The following is an 18,427-nucleotide window of genomic DNA, read 5'->3' as shown; positions in this document are numbered from 1 at the left end:
GGTTTACGATGAAGATTTATGGTGTAGGAGCAGCCGAGGGCATAGGTATCGGTATTGCAAAAGTAGTCAAAGAGCAGAGTGTTGAGGTTGTAAAAAGAAATATTTCGGATATTGAGTTTGAGGTAACTAATTTTACGGAAATTTTGGAACTCACAAAGGCTGAGACAGAGGAGATGTCAAGGTCACTTGAGAAGAACGCTTCAGCAAAGGAAGCTGAGATTTTGGTTGGACATATCATGCTTATGTCTGACCCTATGCTTATTGATGAGATGGTAAATCTTATAAAGAATGAGAAGATCTGTGCCGAGTATGCCGTGGAAGAGGTATGCAATCAGTATGCGGCAGTATTTGCTTCAATGGATGATGAGCTTATGCAACAAAGAGCTGCCGACATGAGAGATATAAAGGATAGACTTATTAAGAAGATTATGGGACTTGAAAGCAACGATCTTTCAACACTTCCGCACGGAAGTATTCTGGTAGCAAAGGATCTTACACCGTCTATGACTGCCGGACTTAACCCTGAAAATGTACTTGGTATCGTGACGGAGTTTGGCGGAAAGACATCACATTCCGCAATACTTGCAAGGGCGCTTGAGATACCTGCCGTAGTAGGATTGTCTGATTTGCCGGAGGATATTGAAGACGGCAGTGAGATTGTACTTGACGGTGAGAGCGGTGAGGTTATTGTACTTCCTACCGAATCCGAGAAGAGTGAGTATACAGATAAGAAGAAAAAATATGATGAAGCCAAGAAACTTCTGAAGAAATATTTGACACTTCCGAGTGTATCCAAAGACGGCAAACAGGTGGAGATAGTAGGAAATATCGGCAGCCCTGATGATGTTAAGAAGGTAATAGAAAACGGCGGAGAGGGCATAGGACTTTTCAGAACAGAGTTTTTATTTATGGACAGAGACTGTATGCCTACTGAAGAGGAGCAGTTTGAAAGCTACAAGCAGGTAGCTACAGCTATGGAAGGAAAGCCTGTAATCATCAGAACTCTTGATATAGGAGGAGACAAGGAAATACCTTATATGGGTATTGCACAGGATGAGAATCCTTTCCTCGGATATCGTGCTATAAGACTTTGCCTTGACAGAAAGGATGATATCTATATACCTCAGCTTCGTGCATTACTTCGTGCAAGTGCTTTCGGAAATATAAAGATAATGTTGCCGCTTATCACATCAATGGATGAAATAAGAGAGGCTAAATCTCTTATAAAGAATATAAAGGCTGAACTTGATGAGAAGAATATTGCATACAATAAGGATATTGAAGTTGGTATAATGGTGGAGACCGCTGCGGCTTCACTGCTTGCGGATCTCTTTGCAAAAGAGGTGGATTTCTTCAGTATCGGTACAAATGATTTGATTCAGTACACAATGTCTGTGGACAGAGGTAATGTAAAGGTTGCCAATCTTTATTCGGCATTCTCACCTGCAGTACTCAGAAGTATCAACAGAGTCATCACAGAGGGCAAAAAGGCGGGAATTATGGTAGGTATGTGCGGAGAAGCCGCAGCCGATCCTTTACTTGTACCTGTACTTTTGGCTTGGGGGCTTGATGAATTCTCCATGTCGGCTTCAAGTATATTAAAGTCAAGACAGATAGTTTCACTTTGTGACAGTAAGGACTTAAGGGCCAAGGTTGATAAGGTGCTTGAGATGGGATGTGAGAGTGAAATAAAAGATTATTTAAAAAAAATATCAGAGGAGCTTGGATGTTAATATATCTTGTCGGCAGTCTGTTTGCTTATTTACTTTCCCGGACGGGGCTATATGCCCTGTCCGGGATTGTTCAGATTATAGTGGCGCTGTATCTTTATATTAAGGAATGCAGACATTCAAAGTCATTAGTCAACCTTCGCGGAATATTTTCATTGGCATTTGTAGGCGGAGAGGGACTTTCGGCAATAAAGCTGTCACATTTGGCAAAACCATGGAGCAATACTACATGGATTTGTCTTTGTATGGCTTTCGGGTGCTTTTATATGATGTTTGAATGGCTGGAGAGATATCTTGGAAATCCTTATAAAAATAAGGAGGCAAGAGTCATAGAAAAAAACAATGAAAACAGACTGTATATATGTATAGTGATGCTTGCAATGATTTCAGTAGTTGCATTTAATGTAGAGGCTATAAAGCTTGGATTTATACCTTTTTTCTTAAGGGGTGTACCTCATGCATATTCATACTTTCATATCTCGGGAGTACATTATTTTACGGTAAGCTGTATTCTTGTGCCTTCACTCAGTATAATATATCTAAGTGAGGAGAAGGAGTTAACTGCTGTAAAATGGGTATTTCTTGTATTTGCAAATATTGTGGCTATGTTTATACCTATACTCTGTGTGTCAAGATTTCAGTTTATGTTTGCTGTACTGATGGCCTTTGTAACATTGCTTATTCTAAAAAGAGATAAGATAAAACCTCTTTATTTTATAGCGGTGGTACTGATTATAGTACCTGTATATCTGCTTTTGACAGTTGCAAGAAGCCACAATGTGGAGTATCTGAACGGCATCTTTGAGATGAAATACAATCTGCCTATTTTTATTACTCAGCCTTATATATATATTGCGAACAATTATGACAATCTTGATACCTTGATTAAGGAGTTGCCTAAGCACAGCTTCGGACTTAAGGGGCTTTTCCCGCTTTGGGCGCTTTCGGGGCTTAAGTTTATATATCCTAAGCTTGTGGACTTTCCAATCTTTGTAAATAAGACCGAGCTTACTACGGTGACATTGTTTTATGACGCTTTTTATGATTTCGGTATAATCGGCGTGGGAGTATTTTCAGCCATACTCGGAGCGGTAAGTTTTTTCTTTGAAAAGTGGATAAGAAGTACAAGGCATGCCGTTTTTTATATTATATATGCACAGTGGTTTGTATATCTGGCGCTGTCGTTTTTTACCACATGGTTTTCAAATCCCGCCACATGGTTTTACTTCATTGTAACGGCGGTTATATTTTTTGTTTGTGAACAAAAGGGTAGGTAAGTTATGGACAATATGAGCGTTTTGGACAGACAATATAAGGAAATGACTGAGACTTCCGTGGAGAAGCTCATCTTGAGACTCAGTGTGCCTACTATAATAAGTATGCTTGTTACCAATATCTATAATATGGCGGATACATTCTTTGTAGGAAAGCTGGGAACCAGTGCTTCAGCCGCAATCGGTATAGTTTTTTCTCTTATGACTATAAATCAGGCTCTTGGATTTATGTGTGGCCACGGATGCGGTTCAAATATATCAAGAAAGCTTGGAAATAAGCAGGGAGATGAAGCTATAAAGTTCGCCTCTACAGGATTTTTTATGTCGCTGTTTCTGGGTGTGCTTATAATGATTATCGGTATAATATTTATGGAGCCTCTGCTTAGGATAATGGGCAGTACGGACACTATAATGCCTTATGCAAAATCCTACGGTATATGTATACTTTTGTCAGCTCCTTTTATGACGGGAAGCTGTGTGTTAAATAATGTTCTCAGATATGAAGGGAAGGCCGCTCTTGCAATGGTTGGGCTTACTCTCGGCGGTGTGTTGAATATTATAGGTGATCCGATATTTATATTCGGACTCAATATGGGCACTTTGGGAGCGGGTATATCTACTGCGGTTTCACAGGTTATAAGTTTCTTTGTTTTGCTTTCAATGTTCGGAGGAGACAGGACGGTATCAAGGCTTAGATTTTCAGCTGTTTCATGGGATATAAAGGATATTCTTAATATATTGTATACAGGCTTGCCGAGTCTTATCAGACAGGGAATGATGAGTGTATCCACAATGGTGCTTAACTATATGTCGATGCCGTACGGTGATGCCGCCATTGCAGCCATGAGTATTGTAAGCAGGGTTTGCAATTTTATATTTGCCATCGCGCTCGGTATATCACAGGGTTTCCAGCCGGTGTCGGCTTTCAACTACGGTGCGAAGAAGTTTAAGCGTGTAAAGAGTGCGTTTGTATTTTGCTGTGGACTCAGTATGATAATTCTCGGAGTTTTAAGTGTGCTTTCACTTATTTTTTCAGGTCATATAATAGGGCTGTTCAGAGACGATGCCGATGTTATAGGGGTTGGAACTTTTGCACTTAGAGCACAATGTATAGTTTTATTTATATCACCTATTACATTGGCCGCAAGTATGATGTTTCAGGGGGCAGGTGAAAACCTAGCTTCGTCAATAGCCTCTTTTTTAAGAAGCGGAATTACCTTTATACCGATGGTTGCCATACTTCCGAGGTTCTTTGGAATATATGGAATACAGCTTGCTCAGCCCGTGGCGGATGTAATTTCGTTTGTTGTTGTAATGCCTTTGATTTTAAGGTTCTTTAAAAAGATAAATGCATAAATTTTATTGTATAATATTGACAATTTTTAAATTTTAAAGTATAAAAGAATAAAACCGTTGATTGGGAGAAAAGAAATTAGTTACTTACAGAGAGTCGGAGGTGCTGAGAACCGATAGTGATGACGATTTTAATATGGACCCATGAGGGCGAGGTGAAAGGAAACAAGTAGCTAAGACGGGTGCTCCCGTTACCGGGCAGAAAATGTGTCGGCATTTTTGTAGAGAGAGTATTTTTACTAATGAAGGTGGTATCGCAGGCTTTGCTTGTCCTTTGGGATGACAAGGCCTTTTTTAGTGCATAAGTCACTGTCGGTAAATTTACTCCAATATCGGATGCCTAAGGAGGAGAAATGAATTTAATAAAGAAACTTGGAATTATTGCAATTGGTGCAGTACTTATGGCAGGTTGTACACCGAAGTCTGCAGTAACACAGAGGAGTGATGGCAGCACCGTATCAGAGAGTTCGGCTACGGAATCATCTAAAACAGAGGCTGCAGCAGATACAAACAAAGATATGAAAAAAATAGGTGTAATACAGCTTGTAGAGCATAAGTCACTGGATATAATATACAATTCATTCAAAGATGAATTAAAGGAACTTGGTTATGTGGACGGTGAGAACGCAAAGATTACCTTCCAAAATGCACAGGGAGATATGGCAAATATCACAAGCATTGTGCAGGGATTTGAAGGAGATAAGCAGGATGTAGTGGTTACTATTGCAACACCTGTAGCACAGGGAGCTATGAGCCTTACAAAAACAACACCTGTAGTATTCTCAGCGGTAACAGACCCTGTAGGTGCAGGTGTGCTTACAGATATGAATGCACCTGACAAGGGAATGACAGGTACAAGTGATGCCGTACAGATAGATAAGATAATGGACCTTGCACTGCAGATTACTCCTGATGTAAAGAAGGTAGGATTTATCTACAATCCGGGAGAGGATAACTCTGTAACCAACTTAGGATTACTTGAGAAGTATACAAAGGAGAAAAATCTTGAACTTCAAACAGTAAGTATCTCAACAAGTGCAGACCTTCAGACAGCGGCAGCATCACTTTTTGAGAAAGTGGATATGATCTTTGTTTCAAATGACAATACGGTAGCGGAGGCAATGCCTATACTTACATCAGAGGCAATCAAGGCTAAAAAGCCTGTATATGTAGGTGCAGATTCAATGGTAATGGATGGAGGTCTTGCCACAGTAGGTATTGATTATACGGACCTTGGAAAAGAAACCGCTAAGATGGTGGATGAAGTACTTAAGGGTAAGCCTGTAAATGAAATCCCTGTAAAGGTGTTCAAAGATGATCTTTTCATATATGTAAATACAGATACTGCAAAGGCACTCGGTATAGAGATACCTGACAGCATCAAGAATGATAAGAAGTTTGTTGAAATCAAATCAAATAAGTAGGAGAAAAAATGACATTATCAACATTACTGGGCAGTATTGAATTAGGACTGATATTTGCAATATTATCATTGGGACTGTTCATAACTTTTAGGATTTTGGATTTGCCGGATCTTACTGTAGACGGAAGTTTTGTTACAGGGCTTGCATACAGTGCGGTATGGGCGGTGGCTAAGAATCCGCTTATGGGAATTATAATGGGAGTACTTGGAGGAATGCTTGCAGGCATTGTTACAGGTATACTTAATACAAAATTGAAAATACATGCTATACTTGCCGGAATATTGACCATGACAGGATTGTATTCCATAAATCTGTTTGTAATGGGTGATAAGCCGAGTGTTTTCTTCTATGGCGAGAAGACGATATTTACTCCTTTTGAGGGCAAGTTCTTTCTTGCAGGTGTGGATATAGGAAAACTGGTATTGCTTTTGATAATAGTGGCGGTATTGGTGACAGTACTTAAATTGTTCTTGATGACACAGATAGGTCTGTCACTTCGTGCTACAGGTGATAATGAGGCGATGGTCAGAAGTTCAAGTATAAATACCGATGCTATGAAAGTCTTGGGATTTGCACTTTGCAATATGCTTGTAGGGCTTTCAGGTGCAATATATGCACAGTACAATATGACGGCTACACATGGTGTGGGAACAGGAATGCTGGTACTGGGACTTGCAAGTATTATAATAGGTGAAACTGTTATAGGTAAGAGAGGTATGTTAAGACACCTTATTGCGGTGGTAATAGGTGCTATAATATATCGTATAATGCTTGCAATTGCATTTAGCCTCGGATTGCCTGCGATATATCTGAAGCTTTTCTCGGCTGTGATAGTAGTGCTTGCAATCAGTATACCTTTGATAAAGCCGACATTGCTTAGATGGAGGAAGATACATGCTGGAAATTAAAAATATCAATGTTATATTCAATAAGGATACTGTAAATGAAAAGAAAGCACTGTGTGATCTGAGTCTTACATTAAATGACGGCGATTTTGCTACGGTTATCGGCAGCAACGGAGCCGGAAAGTCCACTATGTTGAATGCAGTTGCAGGAAATATAGAGGTGGAGAGCGGCAGGATATATAATAACGGACAAGATATTACCTATATGAAAGAGCATAAAAGGGCAAGGTTTATAGGAAGATTATATCAGGATCCGCTAAAGGGCACAGCCCCACATATGACTATTGAGGAGAATATGGGACTTGCCTACAGCCGCGGAAAGAAGATAAGGTTCGGATTCGGTGTAAGAAAAAGTGACAGAGAATATTTCAAATCTGTCTGTGCAAAGCTTGGTATAGGGCTTGAACACAGGTTAAAGAATGAAGTTGGAGGATTAAGCGGAGGACAAAGACAGGCGCTGACACTTTTGATGGCGACTATGGAAACTCCGGAGTTGCTTTTACTTGATGAGCATACTGCGGCACTTGATCCGAAGACCAGTAAGAAGATAATGGAGATAACAAACAGGATTGTTACAGAAAATCATATTACAACGCTGATGATTACACATAATATCAGGGATGCGCTGGATTTCGGTAATAAGACTATAGTTATGAACAGCGGTAAAATACTGACCGTATTGGAGGGAGATATGAGAAAGAATATGACAATCGCGGATGTGATGAAGTTGTATTCGGGAACCGATGCGGTGCTGAGCGATAAGATGATACTTGGTTAATATATAAAAAGGACTGATGTCTCATACACTACTGTATGAAACATCGGTCCTTTATTTTATTCTCCCGGTCCTACAAGTATAGGCGATGCCTGACCTCCGGGTCCTTCGGTTGAGATTGAAGGTCCGGGGCTTGCATGAGGTCCGTCATTTTTCGGAGCGGATACTCCCGGACCGTGCAGTACATCAGAATCATCATCACTCTTTGTAGGAGGAGTTGATTTTATATGTGCCGGAGCGGTGGTCTCAGGAGTGACTACCTCTGACGGCTTGTTTTTCTTATTCTTTTTGTCAGGTTTGCTCGGTGTGATAACAGGGCTTGGAGCCTGAGTTGCTCCGGCAGTTTCACTACCAGGTGCTACGCCGACAGAAACATTACTTTTTTGCCTTGGCGTGACTACAGGGTGGTTAGCGTTCGGAGCCACACCGACATCCTGATTGTCAGTGGCACCTTCCGTAGGTGCTTCCGAACCTATTATAGGGTTGACACCGCCGTGTATATTACAGGTGGCACTCGGTACTGCATATTGTGAGTCATCTGTTTGTGACTGTCCGCTTGGAATTATAAGAGCCACTCTTGTAGTGGTAGGGCAGTTAGGTGTAGGTAAAAGTCCGCTGTCTCTGCAAACCGTAACTGTAGTGTGATGGTCACAGGCTTCTGTAGGTACGGTACCCTTTGCAAAGTATTCGGTATATGTGGAATCCCCTCTGGGGTCGTGGTCACATACTCCCGGGATAGGCAACTTTCCTGATTTCCTGCATACAACGGCAGTCTCTACGGAGTCCGGTACAGGGAAGCCTATATCTTGTTGCCCCTCGGATACCTTGGTCATTATCTTTCTCCAGATATCTTTGTGGAAGCTTGTTCCTCCGTTATCGGAAAGTGTCTGATTTTCGTCACAACCTGCCCATACACCTGCTGTGTAATATGGTGTGAAGCCTACAAACCATACATCCACATTGTTGGATGTGGTACCTGATTTACCGGCGACGCTCATATTGTCAAGATGTGCTCTGGTAGATGTGGAGTTTACATTGATTCCGCTGCTTGCAAACTTCCTGTTGTTTTGAGTGGATGCCGCCATTGCATCTGTAAGCAAAAATGCGGTGGAATCCTTTATAACTCTATGTGTTGCAGGAGTGGTGTTGTCAAGGATTGTCTTACCGTTGTGGTCTACAATCTTTGTAAAGAACATAGGTTTTGTATACACACCTTGATTTGCAATAGTGGCAAAGGCGCCTGTAAGCTCAAGATTGCTGACACCCTTTGTAAGACCTCCAAGTGCAAGTGAAGCATTATAATCCTGATCGGTAAGTGTGCTTATACCGAAGTCTGTAACGTATTGTACACCGACTCTCGGAGTAACCGTCTCCATAAGTGTCTTTAGGGCAACTATATTCATAGAATATACTATACCGTCACGAATACTTGACCAGCCCAGATACCCTTGCTTATCATACCAGTTTTTGAAGGTTTTATCTCCCAATGTGTACTCCGCATCGTAGTAAGTGGTTGCCAGAGTGTTGCCGCTTGTATCAAGCGCAGGTGCAAAGGAAGACAGTACCTTGAATGTTGAACCCGGCTGTCTGGTTGTGTCTGTGGCTCTGTTAAGTGAGAGTGAAGAAGTCTTTTCACCTCTACCGCCGCTTATCGCCTTTACAGAACCGGTCTTTTGATCCATAAGTACAAAAGAAACCTGCGGCTCCAACACCGTCTTTACGCTTTCGCCTACTATAGTATCTCCGTCTTTCAATATAGATGACTTATATTTTTCGGCATCCGCCTTGGCGGCATCCTCGGTCGGATATAATCCATTGAAGCCGTCATGTAATGTTTCCGAGTGGTACTTGTTAATATCCTTTTCAGAATAATTATGTGTGTTTTTCTCACTGTCTGTGACAGTAAGTCTGTATTCAAGTGAGTACTTTGTGTCCGGATAGTTTTCAGGGTTGTTTACTTCACTGTCCACTATCTGCTGCAAGTTAGGGTCTTGCGTGGTGTATATGGACAGACCGCCGCTGTACAAAAGATTATGTGCCTGTGTCTCGGTATATCCCATCTCATTGATAAGAGCCTGTGTAACCTGTGAGATAAGCGCATCTGTAAAATAGCTGTAAGGGCTGTTCTTTTCCTTTGCCATCGTATTTACATTTTGAATTCTTGAGTATACATCATCTGCAAGAGCCTCTTCCTGCTGTTCCTTTGTGATATAGCCCTGCTCATACATATACTGTAAGATAATCTTTCGTCTTTCGGCATTGGCAGCCTGACCTGTGATAGGATTGTACTTGGTAGGTCCCTTTGTAATTCCCGCTATTACAGTTGCTTCCGACAATGTAAGATCCGATACGTCTTTGCCGAAGTATCTTCTTGCGGCAACCTTTACACCGAGGGAGTTGCTGCCGAGGTTGATGGTATTGAGATAGTTTGTAAGGATAAGCTTTTTATCCATCTGCTTTTCAAGCTTTACAGCCAGATACATCTCCTGGAACTTCCTCTCAACCTTCTCACCGAAGCTTCTTTCTCTACCGCCGTTAAAAACATTGTTCTTTATAAGCTGCTGTGTGATGGTGGAACCGCCGCCTGAAGAGCTGTTACCTGTTATAACACCGCTGACCGCTCTAAGTATCGCTCTGGTGTCTATACCTCTGTGCTTCCAAAATCTTGAGTCCTCTATGGAAACAAACGCATCTATAAGCACCTTAGGAAGTTCATCATAGGTGGCTTCTTCACGGTTTGAGCCGGCCATTACCAGTGTATCTGTTACCTGACCTGCCGAATTGTATACGGTAGTGGCATATCCGAGCGGAACAATGCTGTCTACGTCCACCTCGGGAGCATTGTCTATGATACCCTTTATCATACCTATACCCATTGCGCCTCCCAAAACGCCTATAACCAGCAGTGAAAGAAAGAATGTTTTAACCGCCTTAAATATGGCTTTATTTATATATTTTCTTTTCTTTGAACCGGAGGATTTCAAGCTTTTTTCAGGAGCTTTATTTTCATTCTCTTTATTCATTATTTTTTCCTTTTCAAAACAAATTTTAAATTAAGAGCACTCACCCTAGATTATACAACATTAGTTCAATATAGGCTATCAGCTTTAAATAATCTTTATCTTTTATATGCTGTTTTTTAATTATAAAAAGGTACCCTTACGGATACCTTTAGAAATAATTATTGTTTTGACTTGATCATTGAACGCTTTCTGAGTGTAGGATCAAGAATTTTCTTTCTGATACGTAGATTCTCAGGTGTTACCTCCAAAAGCTCGTCGGTATCAATAAACTCAAGCGACTCTTCAAGGCTCATAACCTTAGGTGTAACAAGTCTTAGCGCTTCGTCGGCACTTGACGATCTTGTGTTTGTAAGCTTCTTTGTCTTGCAGACATTGATTTCGACGTCCTCGGATTTTCCGTTCTTTCCGATTACCATACCTGCATATACTTTTTCACCCGGTCCGATAAAGAGAGTACCTCGCTCCTGTGCATTGAAAAGTCCGTATGTAATGGACTCACCGCTCTCAAATGCAATAATGGAACCTGTTTTCCTGTAGAACATATCACCCTTGTACGGTGCATATCCTTCAAACTCGGTATTGAGAATACCGTTTCCCTTGGTGTCGGTCATAAACTCACCTCTGTAGCCGATAAGACCGCGAGACGGGATGAGGAATTGAAGTCTTGTATATCCGCCATGTGTAGGGCTCATTCCCTGAAGCTCACCCTTTCTTGAAGTAAGCTTTTGGATAACCGCACCTGAGAATTCGTCAGGAACATCTACAAATGCAAGCTCCATAGGCTCCTGCTTTTGATTTCTTTCATCATAGTGATAGATAACCTCGGCCTTGCTGACTGCAAACTCAAATCCTTCTCTTCTCATATTTTCTATGAGAACGGATAAGTGAAGTTCGCCTCTACCTGATACTTTAAAGCAGTCAGGAGACTCCGTTTCTTCCACTCTGAGGCTGACGTCCGTATTCAGCTCTCTGAAGAGTCTTTCACGCAGATGTCTTGATGTAATGAACTTTCCTTCTCTTCCTGCAAGAGGAGAGTCGTTTACCATAAAGTTCATCGAGATGGTAGGTTCTGAAATCTTCTGGAAAGGTATTGCCTGCGGATTGTCGATAGAAGTCAGTGTATCTCCGATATGTATATCCGGAATACCTGAGATAGCCACTATTGAACCTATCCTTGCTTCGCTTACTTCCACTCTGTTCAGTCCTTCGTACTCATAGAGCTTACCTATCTTAACCTTTTTCATCTTATTGGGGTCGTGGTGATTGACCAAAGCCACTTCCTGATTTACTTTGATGATACCGTTGTCCACCTTACCTACACCTATTCTACCTACATATTCATTGTAGTCGATTGTACTGATAAGTACTTGAGGATCCGCATCTTCATCACCTGTAGGTGCAGGTATGTGCTTGATTATAGTCTCAAATAAAGGCTTCATATCCTCGTTGGTGTCATTTACATTGTATCTTGCCCAACCGCCTCTTGCACTTGCAAAGAGGAAAGGACAGTCAAGCTGATGCTCATTTGCATCAAGATCAAGTAAAAGCTCAAGTATCTCGTCTACAACCTCTTCAGGTCTTGCTTCATCTCTGTCACATTTATTGATAAGGCAAAGCACCTCAAGGTCAAGCTCAAGAGCCTTTCTAAGTACGAATTTGGTCTGCGGCATGGCACCTTCATAAGCGTCAACCACCAAAACGACACCGTTTACCATCTTTAGAACACGCTCCACTTCTCCTCCGAAGTCCGCATGTCCCGGTGTATCTATAATATTGATTTTTACATCACCGTAGTGTACGGCGGTGTTCTTTGAGAGAATGGTGATTCCTCTCTCTCTTTCTATATCGTTTGAGTCCATTACTCTTTCAGCCACTTCCTGGTTCGCTCTGAAAACACCGCTCTGCTTTAGAAGCTGGTCAACGAGTGTAGTTTTACCATGGTCTACATGGGCGATAATGGCAATATTTCTTATATCTTCTCTTGTTGTTATCATATATACTTCCTCATAAAAATTTACAAATACCTATTATAGCATTGTTTTATGGGATTTTCCATATATAAAATTTTACTTGGATGTTGAAATTACTTAAATATAATGCTATACTTACTGTACTATGATAGATAATACAGTTAAAGGAGAAGCCTATGATTGTGATTGACTCAAGGGATAAGAGACCTATCTATGAGCAGGTGGTTGACAAGTTGTCTGATCTGATGCTTATAGGGGTATTGTCTCCGGGAGATAAGCTTCCGTCTGTGAGAAGCCTTGCAATGGAGCTTTCAATAAATCCTAACACTATACAAAAGGCCTACATCGAGCTTGAGCGAGAAGGCTATGTATACAGCGTAAAGGGTATCGGAAGCTTTGTATCGGATATGGACAAAATAAAGGAAAATAAGAAAAATGTCTTGTTCAATGAACTTCGGGAGCTGGTAGACAAGTCAAAGAGACTTATAGACAGAGATGAATTTTGTAAAAAAGCGGATGAGTTTTATAAGAAGAAGGAGGAAGTATGATTGAGGCAAAGAACTTAAGTAAGAGCTTTGAAGATATCAAGGCGCTTGACAGTATAAGTGCAACTATAAGAGACGGAAATGTCTTCGGACTTATAGGAACCAACGGTGCCGGAAAGAGTACCTTTTTAAAGATACTTGCAGGAATATTAAAGCCTGAGAGCGGTGAGATACTTATTGATAACGAGAGCGTATTTGAAAATATAAATGCAAAAGAGAAGTTTTTTTATATCTCTGATGAGCAGTATTTCTTTGCAAATACCAATGCAAAGGAAATGATGAAGTTTTATTCATCCGTATATAAAAACTTTGATACACTCAAGTGCGAAAAGCTTCTGGCTGCACTTGACCTGGGTATAAACAGAAAGATAAATACCTTTTCAAAGGGAATGAAAAAGCAGCTTTGTATTGCACTCGGAGTGGCGTCAAATACCAAGTATCTGCTCTGTGATGAGACCTTTGACGGACTTGACCCTGTTATGAGACAGGCGGTGAAGAGCCTTTTTGCAAAGGAGATGGATGAGAGAGGTCTGACTCCTATAATAGCCTCACACAACTTAAGAGAGCTTGAGGATATCTGTGATCATGTAGGACTCTTACATAAAGGAGGAATACTTCTTTCAAAAGATGTATCGGATATGAAACTTAATATTCATAAAATACAGTGTGTGTTTGAAACTGATTTCGATATGGACAGGTTAAAGTCGCTTGATATTATGCAGATGAAAAACAGCGGACGTGTGTATACAATCACTCTCAAGGGAGAGGAAGAAGAGATAAGGGCTAAGATGGAAGAGTTTCATCCGGTATTTTTTGAGATTATGGATCTTAGTCTTGAGGAAATATTTATAAGTGAAACGGAGGTCTACGGTTATGACATCAAAAAGCTTATTTTTTAAACTGCTGAAGGAAGATTTCAAGGTAAGGATTTGGACACTTGCCGTCAGCATTCTGATATTCTTCTTTTCACATATTGTGGGAACCGCAATGATGTTAAGTATGTACAAATACAACAGGGCATTTTCAGAGCCTACGGATCTGTTAAGTTATAAGGTGGAGTTTGTACAAACTTTCTACAGTTATATTGGGATAAAGAATCCGCTGTTTGCATTTATATTTGTAGTATTGGCGGTGATTGTGGCTATGTCGGGATTTTCATATCTTTATTCAAAAAAGAAAGTCGATATGTACCACAGCCTGCCTGTAAGAAGAGAAGTGCTTTTCTTTGTAAAAATACTAAACGGAATACTTATTGTAATTTTGCCTTATATTGTCTGTTCATTTATTGCAAGCTTACTTGTACTTGTAAATATGGGTGATGCCGGTATTATTGTAACGACATTTTTCTCTGTGGCAGAGTGGATATTGCTTTTTATATTCAATTATACAATAGTAATATTTGCGATAATGCTCACCGGAAATATGCTTATCGGAATATTGGCCTGCGGATTTTTAAACTTTTATGCACCGGCTTTTTCACAGTTGATAAGCGGATATGAAAGTACATTCTTTGATACATACTATGAGGTTGGGTTTATAGCGGAAAAAGTTTTACTTAAACTTTCAGGTATTATGGTTATATTCGGAGTGTTTGACGGAAGACTCCGTGAAAAAATGCTTATAGCCGTAGTCGGCAGTATAGTTTTGCTTGTAATAAATTTACTTCTATATAGGAAGAGAGCATCTGAGAGTGCCGGTAAGAGTATAAGCTTTAATATAATAAAGCTGCCGATAAAGTTTATGATTGTAATCTTTATGAGTATGCTTATGTACCTGTTCGGTTATGAGATGATGAGTAACAGTATTGCATGGGGGGTATTCGGGGCAGTCTCCGCCGGAATTATCACACATTGTATAATGGAGATAATATATAATCAGGATTTTAAAAAGATTTTTGCAAAGAAATTACAGATGCTCATATGTATAGTTATTTCTTTATTTGTTGCTGCGGTATTTCAATTTGATATATTCGGCTACGACAGATATATACCGAAGGTAAGTGATATAAGCAGTGCCGCCGTAGTATCCGATTTTTTGGAGAGCAATGCATCACAGTATTTCAATGAAATGGGTTTTCATAACGAAACAAGGTATGATTCAATTACAAATATCGAGTATGCAAGTGACAATGATATAGAATCTATGCTTATGCGAGAAATGAATATAAAGGATAAGGAAGCGGTTGTGGCACTTGCAAAGCTTGGAGTAGCCAATTTAAGCAGTGAGTGGCGTGCGGACAGTATATCAGAACGTGTACTTATATCATATAAGCTTAAATCGGGTAAAAAGGTGCAAAGAGTCTACAATATTGATTTTGATGCCGCTATAAAAGAGCTTTCAAGCATATATGATGACGAAGGCTACAAAACGGGAATGTATCCGATACTCTCGGAAGACTCAAAAAATATAGTAAGTGTGGACTTTAACGGTATAAAAGATAATGATAAGCACCTGACATCTGAAAACGGAGATTTGGCTAAGCTTACAGAAGTTTATAAGAAGGAACTTATGAGCCTTAAATATGATACAAAGGTAAAGTCATATCCTTTTGCATCTATAAGATTCAATGATGTCGATGCACAAAAGATTTTGGATGCAGCATATAAGGACAGAGGAAACTACAGTGATTATTCACCTGACAGCAAATATGCGGATCTGATGGACGATGTCGGATATTATCCGGTATACCCTGAGTTTAAAGAGACTGTTGCCATGCTTAAGGCAATGGGAGTGGATTTAAAGGAAAAAATGTCTGTAGAGGATATTGACAGAATAGAGGTAAGTGAGTTTAATCCTGAGCAAATAGAAACGTACTATGATTCATACAATGAAACCGGAACCAAGGTGTTTACGGATGCCAAGGATATAGAGGAGATACTTGATAAAGTTGTAGTATGTGACAGCCCTTATAAAGAGGATTTGAATGAGGATGTAAACTTTAATGTATTGATCTATCTAAAGAGCGATGTAAGTGATGCCTACGGAGGCGGTTTACAGTACCACTTCAAAAGAGGGGATATACCGGAAAATGTTAAATAAGTAAAAATGTGGCGGTATCAGATACTGAGGCCGCCGTTTTTATTTTACGGTTGTTTTCCTATATATGCAAGTATTCCGCCGTCCACGTAGAGTATATGTCCGTTTACAAAATCTGATGCGGAGGATGAGAGGAAAACTACAGGGCCTGCAAGGTCGGCAGGGTCTCCCCATCTGTTGGCAGGAGTCTTTGCAAGTATAAATGAATCAAAAGGATGCTTGCTTCCGTCAGGCTGTACCTTTCGAAGAGGAGCAGTCTGTGAGGTTGCAATATATCCGGGTCCTATACCGTTGCACTGAATATTGTACTGTCCGTATTCGGAAGCTATATTTTTTGTAAGCATCTTAAGACCGCCCTTTGCTGCGGCATAGGCGCTTACAGTTTCTCTTCCAAGCTCACTCATCATGGAGCAGATATTTATTATTTTGCCGCTTCTTCTCTTTACCATGTTAGGTAAAACAGCCTTTGCCATAATAAAAGGTGCTACAAGGTCCACATCTATAACCGAGTTAAACTCATCCACGCTCATATCTGTCATCGGAATTCTTTTTATGATGCCGGCATTGTTTATAAGAATATCTATTTCACCGATATTCTTTTCAATATCAGCTACCATTTTTTTTACATCGTCCTCATCGGTTACATCACATACATAACCTTTTGCATCAATATTTTCTTTTTTATATGCTTCAAGACCCTTTTTCAGTCCGTCCTCTGAACTGCTGTTAAATACTACCTTTGCACCTGCGCCAAAAAGTGCCTTTGCCATTGCAAAGCCTATACCGTGAGATGCACCTGTAACAAGTGCAATTTTTCCGTCAAGCCTAAAGCTGTTTAAAACATTCTCCATTATCTCAAATCCTCATTCTTTATAACATCCATATCGTCAAATGCCTGATTCTCGCCGCCCATTGCCCAGATAAAGGTATAGTTTGATGTACCTGCAGCAGAATGTATACTCCAAGAAGGTGAGATAACGGCTTCTTCATTGTGCATTACAATATGTCTGGTTTCATTAGGCTCACCCATAAGGTGGAAGATAACATTGTCCTTTGGAACTTCAAAGTACATATAAATCTCCATTCTTCTTTCATGAGTATGTGCAGGCATGGTATTCCATACATTACCCTCGTCAAGTACCGTCATACCCATGGAAAGCTGAGCGGTCTGAAGGACATCCGGATGTATAAACTGATTGATAACTCTCTTATTGGAAGTCTTATTATCTCCAAGAGGCTTCTTGGCGGCATCCTTTATTGATATAAATTTTGTCTTATATGAAATATGTGCCGGAGCGCTTACCATATAAAACTTTGCAGGGCTGCTTTTGTCAAAACTTCTGAATGTAACATTCTTTGTGCCCTTTGTGATATATAGGCAATCTTTATAGTCAAGTGTGAAGGTTTCATCATCCGCAACGATTTCACCCTTGCCGCCTATATTGAAAATACCGATTTCTCTTCTTTCCAGAAAGTAGCTTGTACCGAAGTTTGACCAAACATCGATGCCCTTATCTATTGAAACCGTCTCATTTACAGGCATACAGCCTAAAGTTACCATTCTGTCCACATGTGAATATACTGCAACTACAGTATCAGGCTGATACAGGTCCTGAATAAGGAATTCATCTCTTATCTCGTCTGTGGTGTAAAATTTAAAGTCTCTTTGATTTGCTGAATAACGAATGTCCATAATATCCTCCTTTAATATGCTATAAACATTTCATCAAATTTGTTGCTTAAGGCAGCATTGACCCTCTCAATACCGCCGTAAAGATGCTTTTTAACTACTTCCTCTATCTTTGAGGTATCTCTGTTTTTAATCATCTCATACATCTGCTTATGCTCAAGTATTACCTGCTCGTAGTTTTTACATTCAAGCATATCCAGCATGCAAAATCTTGTGTAATTGGAGTCGGATTTTCTTATCTGTTCCCAAAGATAGGTATGTCCGGTCTTCTTATACCACAATTCATGCATGGATAAATCTGTCTCCTTGAATTTATCAGGCTTAAAGTTTTTGGTATTTTCATAGCTTTTTGTAAGCTTGATAACGCTCTTTTCAATCTTTTTAATATCGTTCTCTGTTGCAATGGTGATGAAGTCTTTAAGTACCATGCTCTCAAGGGCAAATCTTTCATATATGATCTGCTTTACAATTTCCATATTTATCATGGATACTCTTGAACCGCTCTTTGGAACTATATCTACAAGCCCCACGCCTGCAAGTCTTGAGAGAGCGGAGCGTATCGGAGTTCTTGAAACATTGTACCTTGTGCAAAGGCTGTTTTCACTTATAAGCTGCCCCGGCTTAAGCTTAAGCATCAATATATCGTTTTCAATTTCCGAATAAATATTTTGAACGGTAGAAATACTCATACCCCCTTTCAGA

At 40.2% G+C, this 18,427-nt stretch carries 14 protein-coding genes and 1 other annotated feature; of the genes, 9 read left to right on the top strand and 5 right to left on the bottom strand.

The window, feature by feature from the left end:
- Window positions 1–8: 8 nt before the first annotated feature.
- The 6 genes from ptsP (at window position 9) to EHW90_RS09560 (ending at window position 7,464) form a co-directional block, all read left to right on the top strand.
- Window positions 9–1,733 carry a phosphoenolpyruvate--protein phosphotransferase gene (gene ptsP, locus EHW90_RS09585; protein ID WP_124952524.1) on the top strand — a complete coding sequence of 575 codons (1,725 nt, stop codon included), beginning with the start codon at window positions 9–11 and terminating at the stop codon, window positions 1,731–1,733.
- Window positions 1,727–3,007 carry an O-antigen polymerase gene (locus EHW90_RS09580; protein WP_124952523.1) on the top strand — a complete coding sequence of 427 codons (1,281 nt, stop codon included), beginning with the start codon at window positions 1,727–1,729 and terminating at the stop codon, window positions 3,005–3,007. The genes ptsP and EHW90_RS09580 overlap by 7 nt, the downstream gene beginning before the upstream one ends.
- Window positions 3,008–3,010: 3 nt before the next feature.
- The gene (locus EHW90_RS09575) at window positions 3,011–4,360 is read left to right on the top strand and encodes an MATE family efflux transporter (RefSeq protein ID WP_124952522.1); all 1,350 of its coding nucleotides are present in this window, start codon (window positions 3,011–3,013) and stop codon (window positions 4,358–4,360) included.
- Window positions 4,361–4,408: 48 nt separating this feature from the next.
- Window positions 4,409–4,635, top strand: a binding site (T-box leader).
- 75 nt (window positions 4,636–4,710) lie between these two features.
- Window positions 4,711–5,781: an ABC transporter substrate-binding protein gene (locus EHW90_RS09570; RefSeq protein ID WP_124952521.1), complete on the top strand. Its 1,071-nt coding sequence runs from the start codon at window positions 4,711–4,713 to the stop codon at window positions 5,779–5,781.
- Window positions 5,782–5,789: 8 nt separating this feature from the next.
- Window positions 5,790–6,689: an ABC transporter permease gene (locus tag EHW90_RS09565; RefSeq protein WP_124952520.1), complete on the top strand. Its 900-nt coding sequence runs from the start codon at window positions 5,790–5,792 to the stop codon at window positions 6,687–6,689.
- Window positions 6,676–7,464 (top strand): ABC transporter ATP-binding protein, encoded by a 789-nt coding sequence (locus EHW90_RS09560; protein WP_124952519.1) that lies wholly within the window; start codon window positions 6,676–6,678, stop codon window positions 7,462–7,464. Before EHW90_RS09565 ends, EHW90_RS09560 begins: the two co-directional genes overlap by 14 nt.
- 56 nt (window positions 7,465–7,520) lie before the next feature.
- Here EHW90_RS09560 and EHW90_RS09555 read toward each other — a convergent pair whose 3' ends face one another.
- Window positions 7,521–10,484 carry a transglycosylase domain-containing protein gene (locus tag EHW90_RS09555; RefSeq protein ID WP_124952518.1) on the bottom strand — a complete coding sequence of 988 codons (2,964 nt, stop codon included), beginning with the start codon at window positions 10,482–10,484 and terminating at the stop codon, window positions 7,521–7,523.
- Between the two features lie 158 nt (window positions 10,485–10,642).
- On the bottom strand, window positions 10,643–12,478 hold the full coding sequence (typA, locus tag EHW90_RS09550; protein ID WP_124952517.1) for a translational GTPase TypA: 1,836 nt from the start codon (window positions 12,476–12,478) through the stop codon (window positions 10,643–10,645).
- 152 nt (window positions 12,479–12,630) lie between these two features.
- Here typA and EHW90_RS09545 point away from each other — a divergent pair, with 152 nt between their 5' ends.
- From EHW90_RS09545 to EHW90_RS09535, 3 genes are read left to right on the top strand one after another with little or no spacing between them, the layout of a single operon-like run.
- Window positions 12,631–13,002, top strand: a complete 372-nt coding sequence (locus tag EHW90_RS09545; protein WP_124952516.1) for a GntR family transcriptional regulator — start codon at window positions 12,631–12,633, stop codon at window positions 13,000–13,002.
- Window positions 12,999–13,898, top strand: coding sequence for an ABC transporter ATP-binding protein (locus EHW90_RS09540; protein WP_124952515.1), 900 nt, complete (start codon window positions 12,999–13,001; stop codon window positions 13,896–13,898). Before EHW90_RS09545 ends, EHW90_RS09540 begins: the two co-directional genes overlap by 4 nt.
- Entirely contained in the window at window positions 13,873–16,038 is a 2,166-nt protein-coding gene (locus tag EHW90_RS09535; RefSeq protein ID WP_124952514.1) for a DUF6449 domain-containing protein, read from the top strand. The genes EHW90_RS09540 and EHW90_RS09535 overlap by 26 nt, the downstream gene beginning before the upstream one ends.
- Before the next feature lie 44 nt (window positions 16,039–16,082).
- Here EHW90_RS09535 and EHW90_RS09530 read toward each other — a convergent pair whose 3' ends face one another.
- From EHW90_RS09530 to EHW90_RS09520, 3 genes are read right to left on the bottom strand one after another with little or no spacing between them, the layout of a single operon-like run.
- The gene (locus tag EHW90_RS09530; RefSeq protein ID WP_124952513.1) at window positions 16,083–16,886 is read right to left on the bottom strand and encodes a gluconate 5-dehydrogenase; all 804 of its coding nucleotides are present in this window, start codon (window positions 16,884–16,886) and stop codon (window positions 16,083–16,085) included.
- Window positions 16,886–17,728: a 5-dehydro-4-deoxy-D-glucuronate isomerase gene (gene kduI / locus EHW90_RS09525; RefSeq protein ID WP_124952512.1), complete on the bottom strand. Its 843-nt coding sequence runs from the start codon at window positions 17,726–17,728 to the stop codon at window positions 16,886–16,888. Before kduI ends, EHW90_RS09530 begins: the two co-directional genes overlap by 1 nt.
- 11 nt (window positions 17,729–17,739) lie before the next feature.
- Complete coding sequence (locus EHW90_RS09520; protein ID WP_167456750.1) at window positions 17,740–18,414, bottom strand: GntR family transcriptional regulator; 675 nt, start codon at window positions 18,412–18,414, stop codon at window positions 17,740–17,742.
- Window positions 18,415–18,427 lie beyond the last annotated feature (13 nt).

This window comes from Lachnoanaerobaculum orale, from assembly GCF_003862485.1.
In the GTDB taxonomy this organism is placed as follows: Bacteria; Bacillota; Clostridia; order Lachnospirales; family Lachnospiraceae; genus Lachnoanaerobaculum; species Lachnoanaerobaculum orale.
Note: the sequence above shows the minus strand (reverse complement) of the source record. Positions and strands in the feature narration are given on the sequence as shown.

What these genes read in the sequence shown, in the direction of transcription:
- EHW90_RS09540 (WP_124952515.1), top strand. Translation starts at nt 12,999, where the DNA reads ATGATTGAGGCAAAGAACTTAAGTAAGAGCTTTGAAGATATCAAGGCG.
- EHW90_RS09575 (WP_124952522.1), top strand. Translation starts at nt 3,011, where the DNA reads ATGGACAATATGAGCGTTTTGGACAGACAATATAAGGAAATGACTGAG.
- EHW90_RS09565 (WP_124952520.1), top strand. Translation starts at nt 5,790, where the DNA reads ATGACATTATCAACATTACTGGGCAGTATTGAATTAGGACTGATATTT.
- typA (WP_124952517.1), bottom strand. Translation starts at nt 12,478, where the DNA reads ATGATAACAACAAGAGAAGATATAAGAAATATTGCCATTATCGCCCAT.
- ptsP (WP_124952524.1), top strand. Translation starts at nt 9, where the DNA reads ATGAAGATTTATGGTGTAGGAGCAGCCGAGGGCATAGGTATCGGTATT.
- EHW90_RS09545 (WP_124952516.1), top strand. Translation starts at nt 12,631, where the DNA reads ATGATTGTGATTGACTCAAGGGATAAGAGACCTATCTATGAGCAGGTG.
- EHW90_RS09570 (WP_124952521.1), top strand. Translation starts at nt 4,711, where the DNA reads ATGAATTTAATAAAGAAACTTGGAATTATTGCAATTGGTGCAGTACTT.
- EHW90_RS09560 (WP_124952519.1), top strand. Translation starts at nt 6,676, where the DNA reads ATGCTGGAAATTAAAAATATCAATGTTATATTCAATAAGGATACTGTA.
- EHW90_RS09530 (WP_124952513.1), bottom strand. Translation starts at nt 16,886, where the DNA reads ATGGAGAATGTTTTAAACAGCTTTAGGCTTGACGGAAAAATTGCACTT.
- kduI (WP_124952512.1), bottom strand. Translation starts at nt 17,728, where the DNA reads ATGGACATTCGTTATTCAGCAAATCAAAGAGACTTTAAATTTTACACC.
- EHW90_RS09580 (WP_124952523.1), top strand. Translation starts at nt 1,727, where the DNA reads ATGTTAATATATCTTGTCGGCAGTCTGTTTGCTTATTTACTTTCCCGG.
- EHW90_RS09555 (WP_124952518.1), bottom strand. Translation starts at nt 10,484, where the DNA reads ATGAATAAAGAGAATGAAAATAAAGCTCCTGAAAAAAGCTTGAAATCC.
- EHW90_RS09535 (WP_124952514.1), top strand. Translation starts at nt 13,873, where the DNA reads ATGACATCAAAAAGCTTATTTTTTAAACTGCTGAAGGAAGATTTCAAG.
- EHW90_RS09520 (WP_167456750.1), bottom strand. Translation starts at nt 18,414, where the DNA reads ATGAGTATTTCTACCGTTCAAAATATTTATTCGGAAATTGAAAACGAT.